Annotated in this window: 21 protein-coding genes; 2 read left to right on the forward strand and 19 right to left on the reverse strand. The window is 37.0% G+C overall.

Features of this window, described 5'->3' with window-relative positions; all coding sequences use genetic code 11:
* Positions 1 to 8: 8 nt before the first annotated feature.
* From AC1DS7_RS17950 to AC1DS7_RS18030, 17 genes are all read right to left on the reverse strand, one after another.
* Positions 9 to 977, reverse strand: coding sequence for an aromatic acid exporter family protein (locus AC1DS7_RS17950; protein ID WP_002033971.1), 969 nt, complete (start codon positions 975 to 977; stop codon positions 9 to 11).
* Between the two features lie 100 nt (positions 978 to 1077).
* Positions 1078 to 1800, reverse strand: coding sequence for an amino acid ABC transporter ATP-binding protein (locus tag AC1DS7_RS17955; protein WP_002088545.1), 723 nt, complete (start codon positions 1798 to 1800; stop codon positions 1078 to 1080).
* Entirely contained in the window at positions 1793 to 2452 is a 660-nt protein-coding gene (locus AC1DS7_RS17960) for an amino acid ABC transporter permease (RefSeq protein WP_002067073.1), read from the reverse strand. The genes AC1DS7_RS17955 and AC1DS7_RS17960 overlap by 8 nt, the downstream gene beginning before the upstream one ends.
* Before the next feature lie 36 nt (positions 2453 to 2488).
* Complete coding sequence (locus AC1DS7_RS17965; protein ID WP_215588484.1) at positions 2489 to 3268, reverse strand: transporter substrate-binding domain-containing protein; 780 nt, start codon at positions 3266 to 3268, stop codon at positions 2489 to 2491.
* Between the two features lie 250 nt (positions 3269 to 3518).
* Positions 3519 to 3932 carry a BrxA/BrxB family bacilliredoxin gene (locus AC1DS7_RS17970; protein ID WP_002015097.1) on the reverse strand — a complete coding sequence of 138 codons (414 nt, stop codon included), beginning with the start codon at positions 3930 to 3932 and terminating at the stop codon, positions 3519 to 3521.
* 143 nt (positions 3933 to 4075) lie between these two features.
* Positions 4076 to 4483 (reverse strand): YjdF family protein, encoded by a 408-nt coding sequence (locus AC1DS7_RS17975; protein ID WP_215588485.1) that lies wholly within the window; start codon positions 4481 to 4483, stop codon positions 4076 to 4078.
* A 122-nt stretch (positions 4484 to 4605) separates the two neighbouring features.
* Positions 4606 to 5070, reverse strand: coding sequence for an NUDIX hydrolase (locus tag AC1DS7_RS17980; RefSeq protein WP_476999145.1), 465 nt, complete (start codon positions 5068 to 5070; stop codon positions 4606 to 4608).
* A gap of 73 nt (positions 5071 to 5143) precedes the next feature.
* Positions 5144 to 5848, reverse strand: a complete 705-nt coding sequence (locus tag AC1DS7_RS17985; protein WP_215588487.1) for a DUF421 domain-containing protein — start codon at positions 5846 to 5848, stop codon at positions 5144 to 5146.
* A gap of 106 nt (positions 5849 to 5954) precedes the next feature.
* On the reverse strand, positions 5955 to 7133 hold the full coding sequence (locus AC1DS7_RS17990) for an FtsW/RodA/SpoVE family cell cycle protein (RefSeq protein WP_000831174.1): 1179 nt from the start codon (positions 7131 to 7133) through the stop codon (positions 5955 to 5957).
* A 340-nt stretch (positions 7134 to 7473) separates the two neighbouring features.
* A complete protein-coding gene (locus AC1DS7_RS17995; protein ID WP_340813200.1) occupies positions 7474 to 8799 on the reverse strand; it encodes a dihydrolipoamide acetyltransferase family protein in 1326 nt (441 codons plus the stop codon).
* A 15-nt stretch (positions 8800 to 8814) separates the two neighbouring features.
* Entirely contained in the window at positions 8815 to 9798 is a 984-nt protein-coding gene (bfmBAB, locus tag AC1DS7_RS18000; protein ID WP_000290070.1) for a 3-methyl-2-oxobutanoate dehydrogenase subunit beta, read from the reverse strand.
* 13 nt (positions 9799 to 9811) lie between these two features.
* A complete protein-coding gene (gene bfmBAA, locus AC1DS7_RS18005) occupies positions 9812 to 10813 on the reverse strand; it encodes a 3-methyl-2-oxobutanoate dehydrogenase subunit alpha (RefSeq protein WP_000852549.1) in 1002 nt (333 codons plus the stop codon).
* A gap of 27 nt (positions 10814 to 10840) precedes the next feature.
* Positions 10841 to 12262, reverse strand: a complete 1422-nt coding sequence (lpdA, locus tag AC1DS7_RS18010; protein WP_002033960.1) for a dihydrolipoyl dehydrogenase — start codon at positions 12260 to 12262, stop codon at positions 10841 to 10843.
* Between the two features lie 4 nt (positions 12263 to 12266).
* Complete coding sequence (gene buk, locus AC1DS7_RS18015; protein ID WP_002088555.1) at positions 12267 to 13370, reverse strand: butyrate kinase; 1104 nt, start codon at positions 13368 to 13370, stop codon at positions 12267 to 12269.
* Between the two features lie 87 nt (positions 13371 to 13457).
* Positions 13458 to 14558 (reverse strand): leucine dehydrogenase, encoded by a 1101-nt coding sequence (locus AC1DS7_RS18020; protein ID WP_002015088.1) that lies wholly within the window; start codon positions 14556 to 14558, stop codon positions 13458 to 13460.
* A 35-nt stretch (positions 14559 to 14593) separates the two neighbouring features.
* Positions 14594 to 15493 carry a phosphate butyryltransferase gene (gene yqiS, locus AC1DS7_RS18025; RefSeq protein WP_002033959.1) on the reverse strand — a complete coding sequence of 300 codons (900 nt, stop codon included), beginning with the start codon at positions 15491 to 15493 and terminating at the stop codon, positions 14594 to 14596.
* Between the two features lie 195 nt (positions 15494 to 15688).
* On the reverse strand, positions 15689 to 17761 hold the full coding sequence (locus AC1DS7_RS18030; RefSeq protein WP_476999146.1) for a sigma 54-interacting transcriptional regulator: 2073 nt from the start codon (positions 17759 to 17761) through the stop codon (positions 15689 to 15691).
* A 137-nt stretch (positions 17762 to 17898) separates the two neighbouring features.
* Here AC1DS7_RS18030 and AC1DS7_RS18035 point away from each other — a divergent pair, with 137 nt between their 5' ends.
* Positions 17899 to 18132 (forward strand): DUF2627 domain-containing protein, encoded by a 234-nt coding sequence (locus tag AC1DS7_RS18035; RefSeq protein WP_001190193.1) that lies wholly within the window; start codon positions 17899 to 17901, stop codon positions 18130 to 18132.
* 51 nt (positions 18133 to 18183) lie between these two features.
* Here the strand turns inward: AC1DS7_RS18035 and AC1DS7_RS18040 are convergent, their stop codons facing one another.
* Positions 18184 to 18912, reverse strand: coding sequence for a glycerophosphodiester phosphodiesterase (locus AC1DS7_RS18040; RefSeq protein WP_002033957.1), 729 nt, complete (start codon positions 18910 to 18912; stop codon positions 18184 to 18186).
* Positions 18913 to 18962: 50 nt separating this feature from the next.
* Between AC1DS7_RS18040 and AC1DS7_RS18045 the strand changes: the two genes are divergently transcribed.
* Positions 18963 to 19109: a YycC family protein gene (locus AC1DS7_RS18045; RefSeq protein ID WP_001247671.1), complete on the forward strand. Its 147-nt coding sequence runs from the start codon at positions 18963 to 18965 to the stop codon at positions 19107 to 19109.
* Between the two features lie 240 nt (positions 19110 to 19349).
* Here AC1DS7_RS18045 and AC1DS7_RS18050 read toward each other — a convergent pair whose 3' ends face one another.
* Positions 19350 to 19913, reverse strand: coding sequence for a PRK06770 family protein (locus tag AC1DS7_RS18050; protein ID WP_215586823.1), 564 nt, complete (start codon positions 19911 to 19913; stop codon positions 19350 to 19352).
* Positions 19914 to 19941 lie beyond the last annotated feature (28 nt).

Here is a 19941-nt window from a genome sequence, read left to right on the forward strand (position 1 = left end):
CCTACCTTCTAAATAAGTTCTTTTATATTATCCTTTCCCTTAAAACGACTTTTAATGAGTAAATATTGCTCCATCTCATAAACAAGTTGAACAAGTTTTGCACGTATTTCAAATTCTTCTCGCGAGACTGGTAAAGGCATTTCTCTAAATACTTCTCGCATTTCTTGAAGTTGTCTTAACGAAATGACCCCTGTACTTTCAGGTCGAATAGAATTCCCTATATTTTCAATTACGTCTGCAATCATATCAGCTTGTTCATACGTCCAAGATAGTGATGCAGCTAATGGTATCATGCGCTCCAAAATTTCAAATTGTTGCATACGCATATCAAAATACCGATAATAATAGTCATCTTCACGCATAAATTCATTCTCAAGTTTTTTAAATGATAAATCTTTCGCTTCTTTCAGCATCATTTCTGTTTCAATTAATTCGGCCCCACTCCAATTACTATCTCGATTCCGTAAATAAACGACCATTTCAAACAAAATCGTTCTGAAATGCTCTTCTATTTTTCCTTGATACTCTTTCAGTTTATTCTCACTGCTTGGCATGTACATGTTTACTAATAAAGCGACACTAATTCCAATCGTTAATATAGCAATTTCATTACCAACTATAGACCATGTAATTTGCTTTAATGAATACAGATGCATAACGATAACCGAACTCGTAACAATCCCTTCTTGAATTTTGCACATAACTGCAGTTGGAATAAAGGTAAGCAGTAATACGCTAATCGCAAGTGGTGTATAACCAATCGTTTCAAAAATACAAAACGCAAATACCATCGATAATACACAAGCTAAAAAACGGTGCAACGATACTTGAACGGATTTTCGTTTCGTATTTTGCACACATAAAATGACTAAAATACCAGCTGAACTATAAAATTCTAATCCTAATAACTGAGCAATAAAAACTGCCGCTCCCGTTCCAAGCGCTGTTTTCACTGTTCTATATCCAATTTTAAACATATCATTACCCCTATATGTATAAACGTATTTACAGTTAGTATAAAAAAAGGATGACGCAATGTCATCCTTTTCTACCTATTATTCACGTACCCTTCACATATTACAATATCTTTTGCAAAAATTCTTTTGCACGGTCACTTTTTGGTGCTGTAAAAAACTCTTCCGGATTACTATCTTCTACGAGCTTTCCACCATCTAAAAAGAGAACACGGTCTGCTACTTCTTTTGCAAATCCCATTTCATGTGTAACGATTGCCATCGTCATTCCTGTCGTAACTAATGATTTCATAACTTCTAACACTTCTTTCACCATTTCTGGATCTAGCGCAGAGGTAGGTTCATCAAATAACATAACTTCCGGTTCCATCGCTAACGCTCTTGCAATTGCTACACGTTGCTTTTGTCCTCCTGAAAGACGATTTGGATATGCATCTTTCTTATCTAATAACCCCACTTTTTCTAGAAGTTTCTCAGCTTTTTTTTCAGCTTCTTGCTTCGTTACTTCTTTTACATTGATAGGAGCATACGTAATATTTTCTAATACAGTCATATGAGGGAATAAGTGAAAATGTTGAAATACCATTCCGACATTTTCACGAACGTGCATAATATTTGTTTTCGGATTCGTTACTTCTTCCGTTCCAATCCAAATGTGACCATCTGTCGGCGCTTCCAATACATTCATACAGCGTAAAAACGTTGACTTTCCAGATCCAGACGGTCCAATAATTGCAACAACCTCTCCTTTCTCAATCGTTGTTGTAATTCCTTTTAATACTTCATTTTTCCCAAATGATTTATGAAGGTTGTCAATTTTAATCACTTTTCTTCATTCTCCCTTCAATGGCTTTCCCGACTAATGTAAGAATAATTACTAATATATAATAAATAAGTCCAACAAAAAGTAATGGCTCAAGATATTTAAATGTTTCACCACCTACAATATAAGCACGGCGCATTAAATCAGTCGCTCCTATTACGGTTACTACAGCCGACTCTTTCGTAAGTGTCGCAAACTCATTCACAAGTGCTGGTAATATATTTTTTAAAGCTTGAGGAAAAATAATATTTCTCATCATTTTACTGTACGGAATACCTAAAGCCATTGCTGCTTCTGTTTGTCCTTTATCGACTGCTTGAATGCCGGCACGAATTACTTCTGACATATATGCACCTGAATTTAAGCTAAATGCAAGTACAGCTGCTAAAAAGGCCGGTATCTCATAACCCATCATTTGCGGAACACCGAAATAAATAATCATTAATTGTAATACTAGCGGTGTGCCACGAAATATTGACGTATAAATATCTGCTGCAATATTTAATACTCGTATTCTAGCAATTTTGCAAAGTGCTAATAACGTTCCTAAAATAAATCCTACCACAGCTGATGCAGCTACAATTTTCAATGTAACTTCTAATCCCTTTAATATATATGGTATTGAAGGCGTAATTGCCGAAAAATCTAGATTCATCCTTTTCATTCCCCTCACAGAAAAGTGAAAGGCAGCTTATTTTCCGCTGCCAAACCATTTCTTCACTAATTTATCCATTTCTCCATTTTCTTGCATTTTCTTAATTACTTTATTAAATTCTTCTGTTTTATCACTATTTTTCGGAAGAGCAATTGCTGCACCTACTTCTTCTGGTGCTTCTTGAATTTCAATTCCTTGTAGTTCTTTCATTTTTTCTAAATAATTTTTTGCAACTGTGTCTTCTATAATTGCAGCGTCAAAACGACCAGCTTTAATTTCTTGTACGATTTCTGGTATACGGTCACGTCCCTCAGCTTTGAAATCGACTTGTTTCTGAAATTCTTTTGCCTTTTCTTCTTGAATTGATCCTGTTTGTACTCCTACTTTTTTCCCTTTTAAATCTTCTAACGATTTAATATTAGAGCCCTTTTTTGAAACGATCATATTTTTTGCAACAAAATATATATCTGTGAAATCAGCATTATTTTTACGCTCTGCAGTTGGCGTCATACCCGCCATAACGAAATCAACTTTTCCTGAATTAAGAGATGCTAATAATCCGCCGAAATCCATGTCTTTCACTTTCACTTCGTATCCAAGTTCTTTTCCGATATATTTGGCAATATCAACATCAAAGCCGATAATTTCATCACTTTTTGAAGCTTCCACGTATTCATACGGTTTATAGTCTGCTGAAGTCCCCATAACGAGTACTTTTTTATTTTTGCCATTCGCCTTTTCTTCCCCATTACTACAAGCACTGAACATACTTACAATTAAAATAAGTGCAAATGATATTGATAATAACTTCTTCATCTTTCTTCCCCCTAATAATGTATATTTAAAAGTTTAATAGAATATTTATTCGATGTTTGTATTGTATCAGCACTTTCATTTTTATGCAATATTTAAAATAAAAATAAATATAAAAACAGCATTAAAGCTGTTGTCAATGCATAAAAACATGTATAAAATAATAACTTCCTGCATGTTTAATTATTTTAAAAACTAAATAAAAAAGGCGGTACACCCACTTGATCGTGGACGTACCGCCTTTTTCTCTTCCTTATAGTTCTTCGCAATTATCTTCGAAATAAGATTGTAGTTTTGCAATTACTTGCATTGGTTCATGACCTTCAATTTCATGACGTTCTACCATCGTTACAATTTTTCCATCTTTCAATAACGCAAATGATGGAGATGAAGGTGGATATCCTTCAAAATATTCACGAGCTCTTGCTGTTGCTTCTTTATCTTGACCCGCAAATACTGTTACAAGGTGGTTAGGGCGTTTATCATAATGTACGGAATGTGCAGCAGCAGGACGAGCAATGCCACCTGCACAACCACATACAGAGTTTACCATTACAAGTGTTGTACCATTTCTTTTAAATGCTTCTTCGACTGCTTCTGGTGTCGTCAATTCTGTATATCCCGCAGAGACAATCTCTTCACGCGCTTGACGGACAACATCATTCATAAAAAAGTTAAAGTTAATCAATCTTTTCCCTCCTCTAATTCTACCTATTTGTATCTTACCAGTTAATGTTTAGAGAATACAAGTAAGTTTACTTGTATTTCAGCATAGAAAAGGTGTTAGAGCCCTTCTCTAACACCTTTTCTTTAATGACCACGATGTTTTTGCTTTGCTTTTTGTACTTTTATAAAACGTTTTCTCTGCTTTTCAGCTTCCCGTTTCTCCTTAGATTGCACTTTCTGTTCTTGTTTATGCAGTTCATAAGATAAACTAATTGCTTCTTGCGCCTTTGTAAAACGTTTTACATTTACTTCTTTTGCCGCTTGTCGTATGATACGTTTTATATTTTTGGGACGCTGTTTTTCTTTCACTTCCACACCGCATTTTGCAACGTGCTGGAAATATACTAACATTGGACCATTCACAAATATAAGTACTTCTTCATCTGAAGGTTCCATTCCAAAAATATACCTTGCTCCATACAATTTTCCTTTTTCTTTATGCGTAATAATTCCTACGAAAAATTGACCATCGTGATATACTGTCAAATCCATTGACAGCCCCTCCTTTTAAAAAATTAGAAATACAGGACATCCCGGAGGGGAAGGTTACTGACATGAAATCATGTGTCTGGACTACCGACCAGAACTGTGTTTTTGTATTTCTTCCAATATTATTATATATTCTTTTCCATAATTTTCATATATTCCGCAATCATTTTTTTATGCGATCCTACAATATAATCAGGTAGCTCTGTTACCGGGAAGAATTTAAGCTGAACCGCTTCTTCTTTATTCATAACAAAATTCCCTTCGTATTTATCGGTATAATAGGCTGTCGTTACGGATTGAAACTCATCACCGTTTGTTAATTTTGAAAAATAGTTCGCTCCAGAAAATACATTGATTAATCGGAGGTTCTTTACTTCTATTCCTGTCTCTTCATATACTTCACGGTAAGCTGTTTCTTCTGGTGATTCACCAAGCTCCATTAGCCCGCCAGGCAACCCCCATTTTCCGTACGGCTCTGTTCTTTTCTGTAATAATACATATCCACTTTCATTTATAACGAGTACAACAGCACCAACTAAAATTAAAGGGCGATGACCAACTACTTTTCGTAATTCCTCTACATATCCCATGGAAACACCTCCCATTTTTTCGTTGTCTACACTATTGTATCATATGTATGAAACGACAAAATGCGTATATTTTTCATTTTTTTAACAAAATATTTATTTTATGCGCTTCATCTACTGTAGCTAACATAATGGATTCGATTTCTGCACTCTTCTCTAAACACTCTTTCGCCCACTCTTCTGTTTTTCCTACTAAAGCTAGAACATCTTGCTGAATCCTCCCATCCTTTACTAATACAAAAGAAACTGGAGATCTTCTTCCCGCCACTTTCAGATCAAGCCGCGAAACTGCTTCATATTCTGGATACTGAAATATAGAAACAACACCATTCGCTTCCCACAATGCTAATTTAATCGTTTGAATATCGCTCACATTTCGCATACGAATTTCCGAAAATAAATATTCCACCGTAATTCTCGCTTTTTTCAAATTGCTAAAATCAATGGAACCATTGTGTATAAGAATAATAGGTGCTGGCTCTAAAAAGCGTCTCCATCTATCCCATTTCAACATTAAGACTGAGCTTATAATGTGAAGTACAACGAGTATGAACGTTGTAATCATCGAGCCGAGTAACCCCACTTTTTCATCAGATAATGCGTTAGAAATATTCCCACCAAGCAATAATACTAATACGACATCTAAAAAACGAAGTTGTGCGATGGACCTTTGTCCCATCGCTTTCGCAACTAATATTAAAAATATGTATGCTATGATAGCTCGAATAACCCATTCACTATTAGATAGATGCCGTGCTCCTTCAAAAATATGCATATGCATCACTTTGCACTCCTTACCCGTCTCAAACTGCTATTCTGTCTTAGTTTGCAACGTTTAAGGGCATATATGTAAAAAAGCTAGTTCGTTTTTACACGAACTAGCTTTTTTACTTAACTGAAAACATATATTTTTTATACGTTTTCCGTACCGATAATATGAGCCCCATCATAATCATATTCGAAAATAAGGAACTTCCCCCATATGATAAGAAAGGTAATGCGATACCTTTTACAGGCATTAATCCAACGATCATACCGATGTTTTGGAATATTTGAACCGTTAGTATTCCTATTGATCCAGCACATAATAATGTACCAAATAAATTATCAGCAGAATAACCGATAATAATTGTTCGATATAGTAGTAATAGGAACAAGAACACAACTAACGCCGCTACTATAAATCCACCTTCTTCGGCAATTGTAGCGAAAATAAAGTCAGTGTGTTTCTCTGGAATATAGACGTTCCCTTCACCGAATCCTTTCCCTTCCATACCTCCACTACCTACAGCTAAAATCGATTGCTGTGTTTGATAGCCTTCATTTGCATTCTCAAATGGATTTAGCCAACCTATAATACGTGATTGTTGGTGAGGCTTTAACAAAGTAACTAATTTATTAAAGAAGAAATCTGGATATTTTACAAATATAAATATTAATGTAGACAATATGGTCACCGGAATGACTGTACATAACGCAATTAATTTCTTTTGAATTCCTGACATAAATAAAATACATGCGATAGCTGCTGCATATAAGAACACCATACCTGTATCCGGTTGGCTATATACAACGGCCATAGGCGGGAGGGATACTAGCATAATTTTACCTACTAATTTTAAATCCGTTTGGAATGTCCTTGCCATATACTGTGCATTATGCTTCACTGCTATACTTGCTACTACAAGAAGCAATGCGATTTTGAAAAACTCGGATGGCTGAATTTGTCCAAGTACTGGAAAAACGAACCACCTTTTTGCCCCTAACTTTTCAGGTGTGAAACCTGATGGTGGTAATACTTTCAAAAGAATAAGTGAAGCAAACCCAGCAATATAAAGCGGCCAAGACAATTTTTGCAACTGATCTAAGTCGATGCTAGCAACAAGAAGTAACAATACAACCCCAATTATGTAGTTAACTCCCTGCTTCATAGCAAAGTTTGCATCTCCATACTGTCCGGTTTGCTGACTGCTATATATAGCAGTTATACTTATAACACAAAATGCACACAAAATTAAAATTAATTTTACATCTAAACTTTTTAGAAACTCGGTACTTCTTTTCATGACATCCTCCTGAAACATTGTTACAGCAAAATAAAAAACCAGGAGTCAACATTCTTCATGTTTTGACGACTGATTACACATTATCTATAAAACACTTATATAGAATAACTCTCTTTTTCATACAATACAATATATTATACTACAGTTTCATCAGTAAGATTTGCCAAAAAAATTATTCTTTTCTTATTTTATATCCATATACCATATATCAGCAATGTATTTTCATAAATTCCTAATACATAATCGTTCATTGTAAGATTACTGGGAAAGATATTATACATATAGTAGGATGTAGATGAAGAAATAAGATGATAAAAAGCTCGCATAAGCGAGCTTTTTATTAATATACAGATGTATTATTTTCTGACGTATTTTCTAGAATTTCTTTTACACGTCCTAAGAACTTACCACAAATTAGGCCATCTAGTACACGGTGGTCAAGTGATAAACATAAGTTAACCATGTCGCGAGCACCGAACATACCGTTATCCATAATTACTGGGCGTTTTACAATTGATTCAACTTGTAAAATAGCCGCTTGTGGGTAATTAATAATACCCATAGATTGAACAGAACCGAATGATCCTGTGTTATTAATTGTAAATGTTCCGCCTTGCATTTCGTCCGCTTTTAACGATTTCGTACGTACTTTTCCTGCAAGCTCTGTAATTTCACGAGCGATACCTTTAATCGTCTTCTCGTCCGCGTGTTTAATTACTGGTACAAATAGTTCATCCTCTGTTGCAACAGCGATAGAAAGGTTAATATCTTTCTTCTGAACGATCTTATCGCCAGCCCACATTGAATTGATTTGAGGATACTCTTTTAACGCTTGTGCTACTGCTTTTACGAAGAAAGCAAAGAACGTTAAATTAAAACCTTCGCGCTTTTTGAAATCACCTTTAATTGAATTACGGTATGACACAAGGTTTGTCACATCTACTTCAATCATCATCCAAGCATGTGGCGCTTCGTGTTTACTACGTAACATGTTCGCTGCAATTGCTTTACGCACACCTGTTACTGGAATTTCGATATCGCCAGGCATTGTTGGTACAGAAACTGGTTTTGCAGCTTCTACTTTTTGTGCTACTGGCGCTGCTTTTGGTGCTTCTGGACGCGCTTCTACTACTGCTGCTGCTACCGCTACCGCTTCCTCTTTCTTCGCACCTGCTTGCGGAATATTTCCAGATTCCACTAGCTTTAAAATATCTTTACGAGTGATACGGCCATTTGCTCCCGTACCTTCTACTAAATCTAAATCAACATTATGCTCACCCGCAAGTTTTAAAACAGCTGGTGAAAAACGTGGTTTTCCATCAGTTGGTTGTTTTGCTTTCGGTGCTTTTTCAGGCGTAGTTATATCTGCCTTTGGTTCTTCTTTCGTTTTTTCCTCAACAGCTGTCGCTGCTACTTCATCTGCGCCTTCTACTTGAATAACACAAACTACTTCACCTACAGCTAACGTCTCACCTTCACCAGCGATTAATTCTTTCACAATACCAGTGAAAGAAGATGGTACTTCAGCATTTACTTTATCAGTCATTACTTCTGCAAGCGGATCATACTTGTTTACGTGATCGCCAACATTAACGAGCCATTTACTAATTGTACCCTCTGTAACGCTCTCCCCGAGCTGAGGCATTGTGATATTTTCTACAGCCATGTATAGTCCCCCCGATTAAAATTCCGCAAGTTCACGCATTGCTTTTTCAACTTTATCTGGATTTACCATAAAGAATTTTTCCATTGTTGGTGCATATGGCATTGCTGGAACGTCTGGACCTGCAAGACGTGCGATTGGCGCATCTAAATCAAACAGACAGTTTTCAGCAATAATTGCTGCCACTTCACTTATAATACTTCCTTCTTTATTGTCTTCTGTTACAAGAAGAACTTTACCTGTTTTAGAAGCCGCTTCAATAATCGCTTCTTTATCTAACGGATATACCGTTCTTAAATCAAGAATGTGTGCAGAGATTCCATCTTGTGCTAACTTCTCAGCTGCTTGAAGAGCAAAGTGAACACATAATCCGTAAGTGATAACAGTAATATCATCACCTTCGCGTTTTACATCTGCTTTTCCGATTGGTAATACATAGTCATCTTCTGGCACTTCACCTTTAATTAAGCGATATGCACGCTTATGCTCAAAGAATAATACTGGATCTTCATCACGAATTGCAGCTTTTAATAAGCCTTTTGCATCATATGGTGTAGAAGGGATAACAATTTTCAAACCTGGTTGGTTCGCAAACATCGCTTCTACAGATTGTGAATGATACAATGCACCGTGAACACCGCCGCCGAATGGCGCACGAATTGTAACTGGACAAGTCCAATCGTTGTTAGAACGATAACGAATTTTTGCTGCCTCAGAAACAATTTGGTTTACTGCTGGCATGATGAAATCAGCAAACTGCATTTCAGCGATTGGACGCATACCATACATTGCCGCACCAATTGCTACCCCAGCAATTGCAGATTCTGCAAGCGGTGCATCAAGCGCACGATCTTCACCAAATTGATCATATAATCCGTGTGTCGCTTTAAATACGCCACCTTTTTTACCAACATCTTCACCTAAAACAAATACTTTCTCATCGCGTTCCATTTCTTCGCGCATTGCTAATGTAATAGCATCAATATAAGACATTACAGCCATGAAACGTTCCCCCCTATTCTGCGTATACGTGCTTCAATGCATCTTCAGGTGCTGCATACGGAGCATTTTCTGCATATTCTGTTGCTTCATTTACGATATGCATAATTTCGTCTAACATTTGTTTTTCAAATTCCTCAGTTAACACGCCAGCTTCTTTTAAATAAGCTGCAAATGTTATAATTGAATCTTTTTTCTTTGCTTCTTCTACTTCTTCTTTATCACGATAAACACGATCATCGTCGTCACTAGAATGTGCTGTTAAACGATATGATACTGTTTCAATTAAAGTTGGGCCTTCACCACGACGGCCGCGGTCTGCTGCCTCTTTTACAGCTTTATATACTGCAAGCGGATCGTTTCCGTCTATTGTATATCCAGGCATACCGTAACCAATTGCACGATCTGATACGTTTTTACATGCTAATTGTTTTTCAACTGGAATAGAGATTGCGTATTTATTATTTTCACACATGAAAATAACAGGTAGTTTGTGTACACCAGCAAAGTTTGCTCCTTCATGGAAGTCACCTTGGTTTGAAGAGCCTTCTCCGAATGTAACGAACGTTACTAAATCTTTCTTCTCCATTTTTCCAGCTAGTGCAATACCAACTGCATGTGGTACTTGCGTTGTTACTGGTGATGATCCTGTAACAATACGATTTTTCTTTTGACCGAAGTGACCAGGCATTTGACGACCACCAGAGTTTGGATCTCCAGCTTTTGCGAAAGCAGACAACATAAGCTCTTTAGCTGTCATACCAAACGCTAGTACAACACCCATATCACGGTAGTATGGTAATGCATAATCTTTCTCTCTATCAAGAGCGAACGCCGCTCCAACTTGTGCAGCCTCTTGTCCTTGACAAGAAATTACGAATGGAATTTTACCTGCACGGTTTAATAACCACATACGTTCGTCAATTTTACGTGCAAGTAACATCGTACGGAACATTTCTAATACTTGCTCATCACTTAAGCCAAGCTCTTCATGGCGCTTTTCTTTTACTTCTGCCATTTTTCATAACCTCCTAAATCCACATTTTTATGCGTGTAACGCTCTTCCATCTACAGCAAGTGCAGCTTCACCAATCGCCTCAGATAATGATGGATGCGGATGAATTGTATGTGCTACTTCCCAAGGTGTTGCATCAAGTACTCTTGCAAGACCAGCTTCAGAAATCATATCTGTTACATGTGGTCCGATCATATGAACACCGAGAATGTCATTTGTTTCTTCATCAACTACAAGTTTTACAAAACCGTCTGATTCTCCGTATACAAGTGCCTTTCCGATTGCACGGAATGAGAACTTACCTACTTTTAACTTATAGCCTTTTTCTTTTGCTTCTTGTTCTGTTAAGCCGACAGAAGCAACTTCTGGACTACTATATACGCATTTTGATACCATAGAATAATCAATTGGTGTAACTTCTTTACCAGCGATATGTTCTACTGCAACAATTCCTTCATGAGAAGCAACGTGAGCAAGTTGCAAGCCACCGATTACATCTCCAATTGCGTAAATATGAGATTCCTTCGTTTGATAAAACTCATTTGTTTGAATGTATCCTTTTTCCACAACAATATCTGTGTTCTCTAAGCCCATATTTTGCGTATTCGCTTGTCTTCCGACAGATACAAGCATTTTTTCTGCTTTAAATGCTTTGTTCTCACCGTTATGTTCAGCTTGAATTGTTACTCCATTATCTTTTACCAATGTTTCTGGTAATACTTTTGCACCAGTTACCACTTTAATACCTTTTTTCTTGAATAGACGTTGCATTTCTTTTGAAACGTCATTATCTTCTAGTGGTAATATGTTTTTCGCATATTCTAATACAGTAACTTCTACACCGAAGTCAGCAAGCATAGATGCCCACTCAATACCAATTACACCGCCACCAACGATAATGATTGAGCTAGGAAGCGTTTCCATTTTTAGGGCATGATCCGAAGACATTACATACTCTCCGTCTAACTCTAATCCTGGTAATGAATTTGGACGAGAACCTGTTGCAACAAGCACATTTTTTGGAATTAACATTTCATTCTCTTCTCCACTTGCAAGTTCAACTGAAATTGTACCTGGCATTGGAGAGAAAATAGATGGGCCAAGAATACGGCCAATACCTTCAAACACATCAATTTTACCTTGTTTCATTAAATGCTGAACGCCTTTATGAAGCTGCGTTACAATCTTCTCTTTACGCTCTTGTACTTTAGCAAAGTTTAGTTCTACATTACTTGCAATAACTCCGAACTCTTCTCCTTTTTTAGCAGTTGCGTATACTTCCGCACTACGTAAAAGAGCTTTACTAGGAATACATCCTTTGTGTAAACAAGTACCACCAAGATTTTCTTTTTCAACAAGTGCAGTTTTTAACCCTAGTTGTGATGCACGAATAGCAGCAACATATCCACCAGTACCGCCGCCAACGATGACTAAATCATATTCTCTTGCCATTATCTCAACCCCTAGCTACTGTTTGTTTTTCTCGTACAATATATTCTTTTGGAGCTTCTTCTTCACGTAATACACGAAGTGCTCCTTCTGCTAACGCTTGTAATTCATCTTCTCCTGGATGTACGATAACATCTGCAATCCAGTGAACACGTTCTTTTATTTCATCGACAAGAATTTTACTGTACGCAAGTCCACCAGTTAATACGATTGCATCGATTTTCCCGTGAAGTACAGCACTAGCTCCGCCAATCTCTTTTGCAACTTGATACGCCATTGCTTTATAAATAAGAGTTGCCTCAGGATCACCTTTTTCAACCATTTGTTCTACTTTAATTGCATCGTTTGTACCGATAAGGCTTACAAGTCCACCTTGTCCGACAAGTTTTTTAACCATTTCGTCTCGGTAATACTCACCAGAAAAACACATTTCAACTAATTGTCCTACTGGTACTGTACCAGCACGCTCTGGACTAAATGGTCCTTCTCCGTTTAAGCCATTATTCACATCGATAACTTTTCCTTTTTTATGAGCACCAACTGTAATACCGCCGCCCATATGTGTAACTAATAAATTTAAATCCTCATATTTGTGATTTAATTCATCTGCTACTTTACGAGCAACTGCTTTTTGATTTAATGCATGGAAGATACTTTTGCGTTCCATACCAGCAATACCACTTATACGAGCAATTGGCTCCATCTCATCTACAACGACAGGATCCACAATGAATGCAGGAATGTTTAATCCAGAAGCAATTTCATATGCTAAAATGCCTCCAAGGTTTGAAGCGTGATGACCGCTAAACCCATTTTTCAAATCTTCTAACATCGCATCGTTTACTGTATACGTACCGCCTTCGATTGGACGAAGTAATCCACCACGCCCACAAACAGCGTTTAATTTTGAAATGTTAATACCATGAGAATGTAGAACTTCTAAAATCGTTTCTTTACGAAACTCATATTGGTCGATAATTCGCTTATATTTTCCAATCTGTTCTACGTCATGACGAATAGTTTCTTCTAGAACGGGTCTTTCATTATCAAAAACACCAATCTTTGTGGATGTACTACCTGGGTTAATAACAAGAATTCGATTTACAGACAATGTTGCTACCTCCACTAATAAATTTAAAAGGAAGTGGAAACCTCATAAGAGGTAACCACACCTTTTGTAAAAGTTATATATGAATGATTAGCGACGGCTAATAATGTCGTGACCGTTGCGTAAGTATGTGCTACGAGAGTTTTTCAAGCTTGCAATGCGCTCTTCAGCTAGACGATCTGCCGCTACATAAGTTGCTATGCCATCGCGTTTTGAAATTTCGATTACTTTTGCAATTGTGTCATAAATAGACTCAACACGTTTTAATGCACGTTCTCTATTGTATCCATATAATTCGTCTGCTACGTTAATTACGCCACCTGCATTAATAACATAGTCTGGTGCGTATACAATACCCATTTCATGAATAAGGTCGCCGTGACGATCTTCTTTTAATTGGTTATTTGCAGAACCAGCGATTACTTTTGCTTTAAGTTGTGGAATAGTTTCATCATTAACTGTTGCGCCTAATGCACATGGTGCGTAAATATCACATTCAACACCGTAAATTTCATTTGGCTCAACTGCTGTTGCACCGAATTCTTCTACTGCACGTTGTACAGCTTCTTTATTAATATCTGTAACGATTAATTTTGCTCCTTCAGCGTGTAAATGTTTGCATAGGTGATATGCTACATTACCAACACCTTGAATAGAAATTACTCTTCCTTCTAGGTTATCTGTACCAAATGCTTCTTTTGCAGCTGCTTTCATACCACGGTAAACACCGTATGCAGTTACTGGAGATGGGTTACCAGAAGAACCAAATGATGGTGAAATCCCTGTTACAAAATCAGTTTCCTCATGGATAATATCCATATCATCTACTGTTGTACCAACATCTTCAGCTGTAATGTAACGTCCGTTTAGTCCTTGAATGTAGCGTCCTAATGCACGGAACATCGCTTCGCTTTTATCTTTACGTGGATCACCGATAATTACTGTTTTTGCACCACCTAAGTTTAAACCAGCTGCTGCATTTTTGTATGTCATCCCTTTTGCAAGACGCAATGCATCTTCAATCGCCGCTTCTTCAGAATCATATGTCCACATTCTTGTTCCACCAAGAGCTGGTCCAAGTGTTGTATCATGGATTGCAATGATTGCTTTTAAACCAGATTCTTTATCTTGACAAAATACCACTTGCTCATAATCATATTTTTCTAAGTATTCGAAGATTTCTAATGTCATTGTCGTTTCCCCCTAATTGTTTTACCCTATTTGGTTTATTTTGAAGCAGTCGCAACTGCCAATGCTAATGAATATACTTTTGTTTCTGCTGAATCAGCACGTGATGTTAAAACAATCGGTGCTTTAGCGCCAGCAATCATCGCTCCTACCTTTGCATTTGCAAAATAGACGAGTGATTTATATAGCACATTTCCAGCTTCAATCGTTGGGACGAGTAAAATGTCTGCCTTACCTGCTACATCACTTACTATGCCTTTATGTTCTGCTGCAATTTGTGATACTGCATTATCTAAAGCAAGTGGTCCATCAACGACACAATTTTTAATTTGTCCGCGGCGATTCATTTGAGTTAACATCGCTGCATCAATTGTCGCTTGCATCGCAGGATTAACAACCTCTACCGCTGCAATTGGCGCTACCTTTGGCAAATCAATTCCTATTGCCTGGGCAACTTCTACAGTATTTTGTATAATAGCAGCTTTTTGTGTTACATCAGGTGCAATGTTCATCGCTGCGTCTGTAACAAAAATAAGACGATCGTAATTTGGAACTTCAAACGCTGCAACATGTGAAAGCACGCTGCCCTTACGAAGTCCCCACTCTTTATTTAATACAGCTTTCAAAATATTTGCTGTTGGGATGTTCCCCTTCATTAGCACATCTGCTTCGCCATTGCTTACAGATTTAACAGAAAGTTCTGCAGCCTCAGCACTTGACGCTGCTGCAATCACTTCAATATGTTCTGAAGTTTGTAGCCCATGCTCTTGTAGCATCCCTATTATTTTCTCTTGATTTCCATATAGACGAAATTGAGCTAGCTGTAACTTGATTGCTTTCGCTACAGCTTCAATTACTTCATGATCTTCAGCTACTGCTACAGCCACAGTTTTTTTAGGCTGTCCTGCTGCTTGATCAATTAAGTGTTCTAACTTCATATTTTGTAATCAACCCTTTCCGTCGTCCCTCGTCTATTCATTAAGCAAATACCGTGCCAACTTTCAAAAGTGGTCTTACCAATAATGAAAACGCATTCAAAATGCAGTGAAATCAATACTTTGGAAAACGACGAAATATTCCGTCTCGTTTTGTCGCTTTTTGTATACCACGCAATAAATTGCACGGTACGCAATTTATTGCATGCTATTTTTTGCGCAGTCATACTTTTCTAGCTTGTAATATAAGTTTCGAACTGAAATTCCTAACGCTTTTGCAGTCTTCGTTTTGTTTCCATCACATTTCTCTAAATATTCACGGATAATATTCCCCTCAAATTCTGTCACTAGGTGTTCAAGGGCCTTCTCTTCTAATTCAGGTAATAAATTATTTTGTTTCGGCTCTACTTGTTCTTCTTTATGTAAAGGCGGTAAATGATGTACATCAATATATATTTCGTTATAATTCATAAAGATAATAGCTCGTCCTAAAATATTTTCAAGTTCCCTAACATTCCCTGGCCATTCATATGATTGTAAATACGAAACGGCTGAATCGGTGAGTCCTTCTACATTACGACCATAATCTTGATTAATTTTTTGAATTAACCTTTCTGCAATCGCTGGTATATCTCCTTTACGCTGACGAAGGGAAGGAATTTGAATCGGGATTTTATTTAAACGATAATATAAGTCCTCTCTGAACTCTCCTTCTAGAATGCCCTTTTCTAAATTCACATGTGTTGCTGCAATTACCCGGACATTAATAGGTATCGCTTTCGTTCCCCCTACTTTCACAATTTCTTTTTCTTGTAGCACACGAAGGAGCTTCGCTTGCGTATTTGCAGATAACTCTCCGATTTCATCTAAAAAAACACTTCCATTATTCGCTTCTTCAAAGAATCCTCGTTTCCCGCCTCTTTTCGCTCCAGAAAACGCGCCTTCCTCATAACCGAATAATTCACTTTCTAATAAGGTCTCAGAAATAGCAGCACAGTTTACTCGTACAAACTTATTGTATTTTCGATTRCTACTGTTATGAATAGCGTGTGCAAATAACTCTTTCCCCGTACCAGATTCCCCTCTAAGCAATACTGTTGCCGGTGTATTCGCTCCAAGTTTTGCTTGTTCAATAGCTGCCGTCGTTTCATCTGAATCACCAACAATATCATCAAATGAATATTTTGCTTCTAACGTTCGAATAATTTGTCTTGCCCTATTCAATTCATTTGTTAACTTTTGAATTTCTGATACATCGCGAATTACCCCGACGCTCCCTTTCAATATTCCATCGACAATAACCGGTGCTACGTTTACAATTACATCTCGCTTTTTTTGCCCAATCTTCATATGTATTCCTCGTACCGCTCGGCGCGTCCGAAGTACTTTCATATGCATACTTTCACCTTCCACAATATCAGTTGTAGCCGGCTTCCCAATAATTTCTTCTTCAGTCAAACCCGTTAACTTCGTATAAGCAGGGTTTATAACTAGTCCTCTTCCTTTCTCATCAACAACCGAAATTGCTTCCTCAGATGAGTTAATAATCGCCTCAAGTAGCGTTTGAATTTCTTTTAAGTCTGTAACTTCTTCCGCTAAATCTACAACTTCTGTAATGTCTTTAAAAATCGCAAATGCCCCTTGAACCTCTCCATCTTCTTTTAATATCGGAATACGCGTTGTAATAATCTTTTTTTCATTCTCTAACGTCAGTTCATGATTCACTTCTATTTTTTTCGTGCGTATAATACGAAGCAACTTACTCGTTGGAATAACTTCTAAAATATATTTCCCTATTGCTTCCTCTTTTTTATATCCAGTAATACGCTCTGCGCTTTTATTAAACAGACGAACTTGTCCCTCTTGGTCTATAACAATCATACCGTCATGCGTTGAATTTAAAATTAAATTCCCTTGTTGCGTCTGTTCTTCTAGCTTTCCAATTAAACTTTCCTTCTCATGCGCTAGTCTCGTAACAATTTTTGCAATATCCCCTGGTATAAGAAGGGTGTCTTTATGCTTGCTTCCCAATAAAACTTTATGTAAATCATAATCACCTGTCATATCAAACATTACATCAATATGCATAGAAAGAAACGGAGTTACACTATCACCAATCGGAGTCCCATATTCCTTTGCGATTTGTAATCCTTTCGCAATTGGATTACTATCAATAACTCCTATAATTTGAAATATATTCGAATTTTGCAACAGACTCAGCAGTGTACTCCCACCTTCACCTGCTCCAACAATTAACACATTTTGTTTCATACATTACACTTCCTCTCGAAGTATCTCTGCAAAATTTTTCACATTCTTATCTTACTCGTTCAGCAACCTCTTGACAAACCCCCATTCCATATAACATCATTAAAATACACAAAATAATCTGAAAAGGAGCGTTATGTATGCAGCGTTACCTCGCTCTATTATTAGCACTCATCCCCATTTCATTAGCCGTGCTTGGTATTAAACTAATGAGAGATACTGTATTTGGGATTTTGTTCTCCCCAATCCCTATATTATGGTTACAATTTTTAATCGGCGCTCTTTGCTTCGCACTCGGGTTTTATATCTTCGGCGGCTTCGTCTTACACAGAGATCGTAAGAGAAATAAAGTACAAGCACGCTTCAGAAGATAAAACAAAGTTTTCACATATCATAAATAAAAAATGAGACCATTATATTAGGTCTCATTTTTTTATCGGTAATAAAGTTCTTGCTGTTTCAGGATAATCAGTAATAATCGCTGATATATTCATATCAAAATATTTACGCATAAGCGTTTCTTCATTTATCGTGTAAGGACGAACCTCCACACCACTTCCCATCGTTAATTCAGCGATAGCATCTTGAAGATAACGATAATTCGGATGTACTGCAGTAGCACCCATCTTTTTTGCATATGCCCACGGGCTATGCAAACCTTCACGATACAAAATAGCTGTTTGAATATCAGGAGCCATCATATGACATCGCTTCATACTGTAGTGATTAAAAGAAGAAAACACAATCCGATCCTCTAGACTAAACTTACGTACAAGTGTTATAACCTCTTCTTCTAAACCTCTGTATGGGATTTTATTATTTTTCAGTTCAATATTGAGTAGCAATTTCGTTTTTGCGAGCCATTCTAACACCTCTTCTAGAAGAGGTATTTTGCAAAAACCTACTTTGTCACCGAATTTATAACTCGCATCCAACTTACATAAATCCTCATATAAATAATTTCGAACCGCACCTTTTCCATTTGTTGTCCGATCCACCGTTTCATCATGAATAACGACAACTTTTCCATCTTTCGTGAATTGAACATCGAGTTCAATTCCATCTGCCCCGAAAGCCTCTGCTGCTTCAAATGAAATCATTGTATTTTCCGGATACGTTCCCGCCGCACCACGATGCGCAAATATAAGAGTCATCCTCACTCCCCCAATCTTATGCTATACTATACGAAAAAGGAGGTACTTCTATGAGACCATTACAAATTTCTCCAGACACTGCGGTCCGCCTATCAAAAGCGTTAGGTGTTCCACTTGAACAACTTATGCATATGCCACAGCATATTTTAATCCAAAAGTTAGTTGAATTAGAAAAACAAAATAAAGACGAAGAATAATATAGTCCTGTTTTGCAGGGCTTTTTATTATCATCTATTATATCATGGATGACTTCCCCGCTAAAATCCTTTAACAGATGTACTACGATGCGATTTAGCCTTTACTTCATCATTTAATAATGAATTATATATCTTCTTTTTTGTTACAAGTCATAAAGAAAGCAGAATATTTATTCACAAGTCACCATTGCCCCCTTAAAGCAAGGTAATAAAAAAACTAGAAGCCCTTCATATTATTTTTTATTGAACGTGCGGAGTATCCCCTGATTCGTATAGTTCTTTCGCTTTTTCCTCCCCGAATGTAGTTAAAATATAATGTTGCTCTTCTACCGCATCCATCGCTCTAGTGGCTTTACAAACATTACCCTCTTGAGCATCCGAGAAAAAATTGTGATCTTCTACAATTTTACTAAAATCTTTTTTCGCCCATCTATCAGCAATTGCTACAAGCTCATTTTTCTTCGCAAAACTACTCTTATTTATGATTTTTTTTAATTTTTTAGCGTTATTTTGAATCATTGGGATGGATCCCGATTTTCGTTCTGCCACTACTTTTTGATGAGTCATGTGATACATCGCTGTAATGACTTCGCTTTCAGTAGAATTTTCAGTAACATACACATCAACAAAGACTCCATCTACCTCTCTACCTACTATCGTTGGGTCTTCTTTTTTATCTATTTGAGCACTCACTTCTTTATCTACTGGATTATCGGCAAGCTCTAACATTCCAAATGTAACTGCAACAGCAAGAACTCCCATAGCTGCTACTATTCCTAGCCAAGTTAATATTTTGTTTTTCATTTTCCTTCTCCCTCTGTATACCTATTTA

The organism is Bacillus sp. P4_E1, from assembly GCF_056401715.1.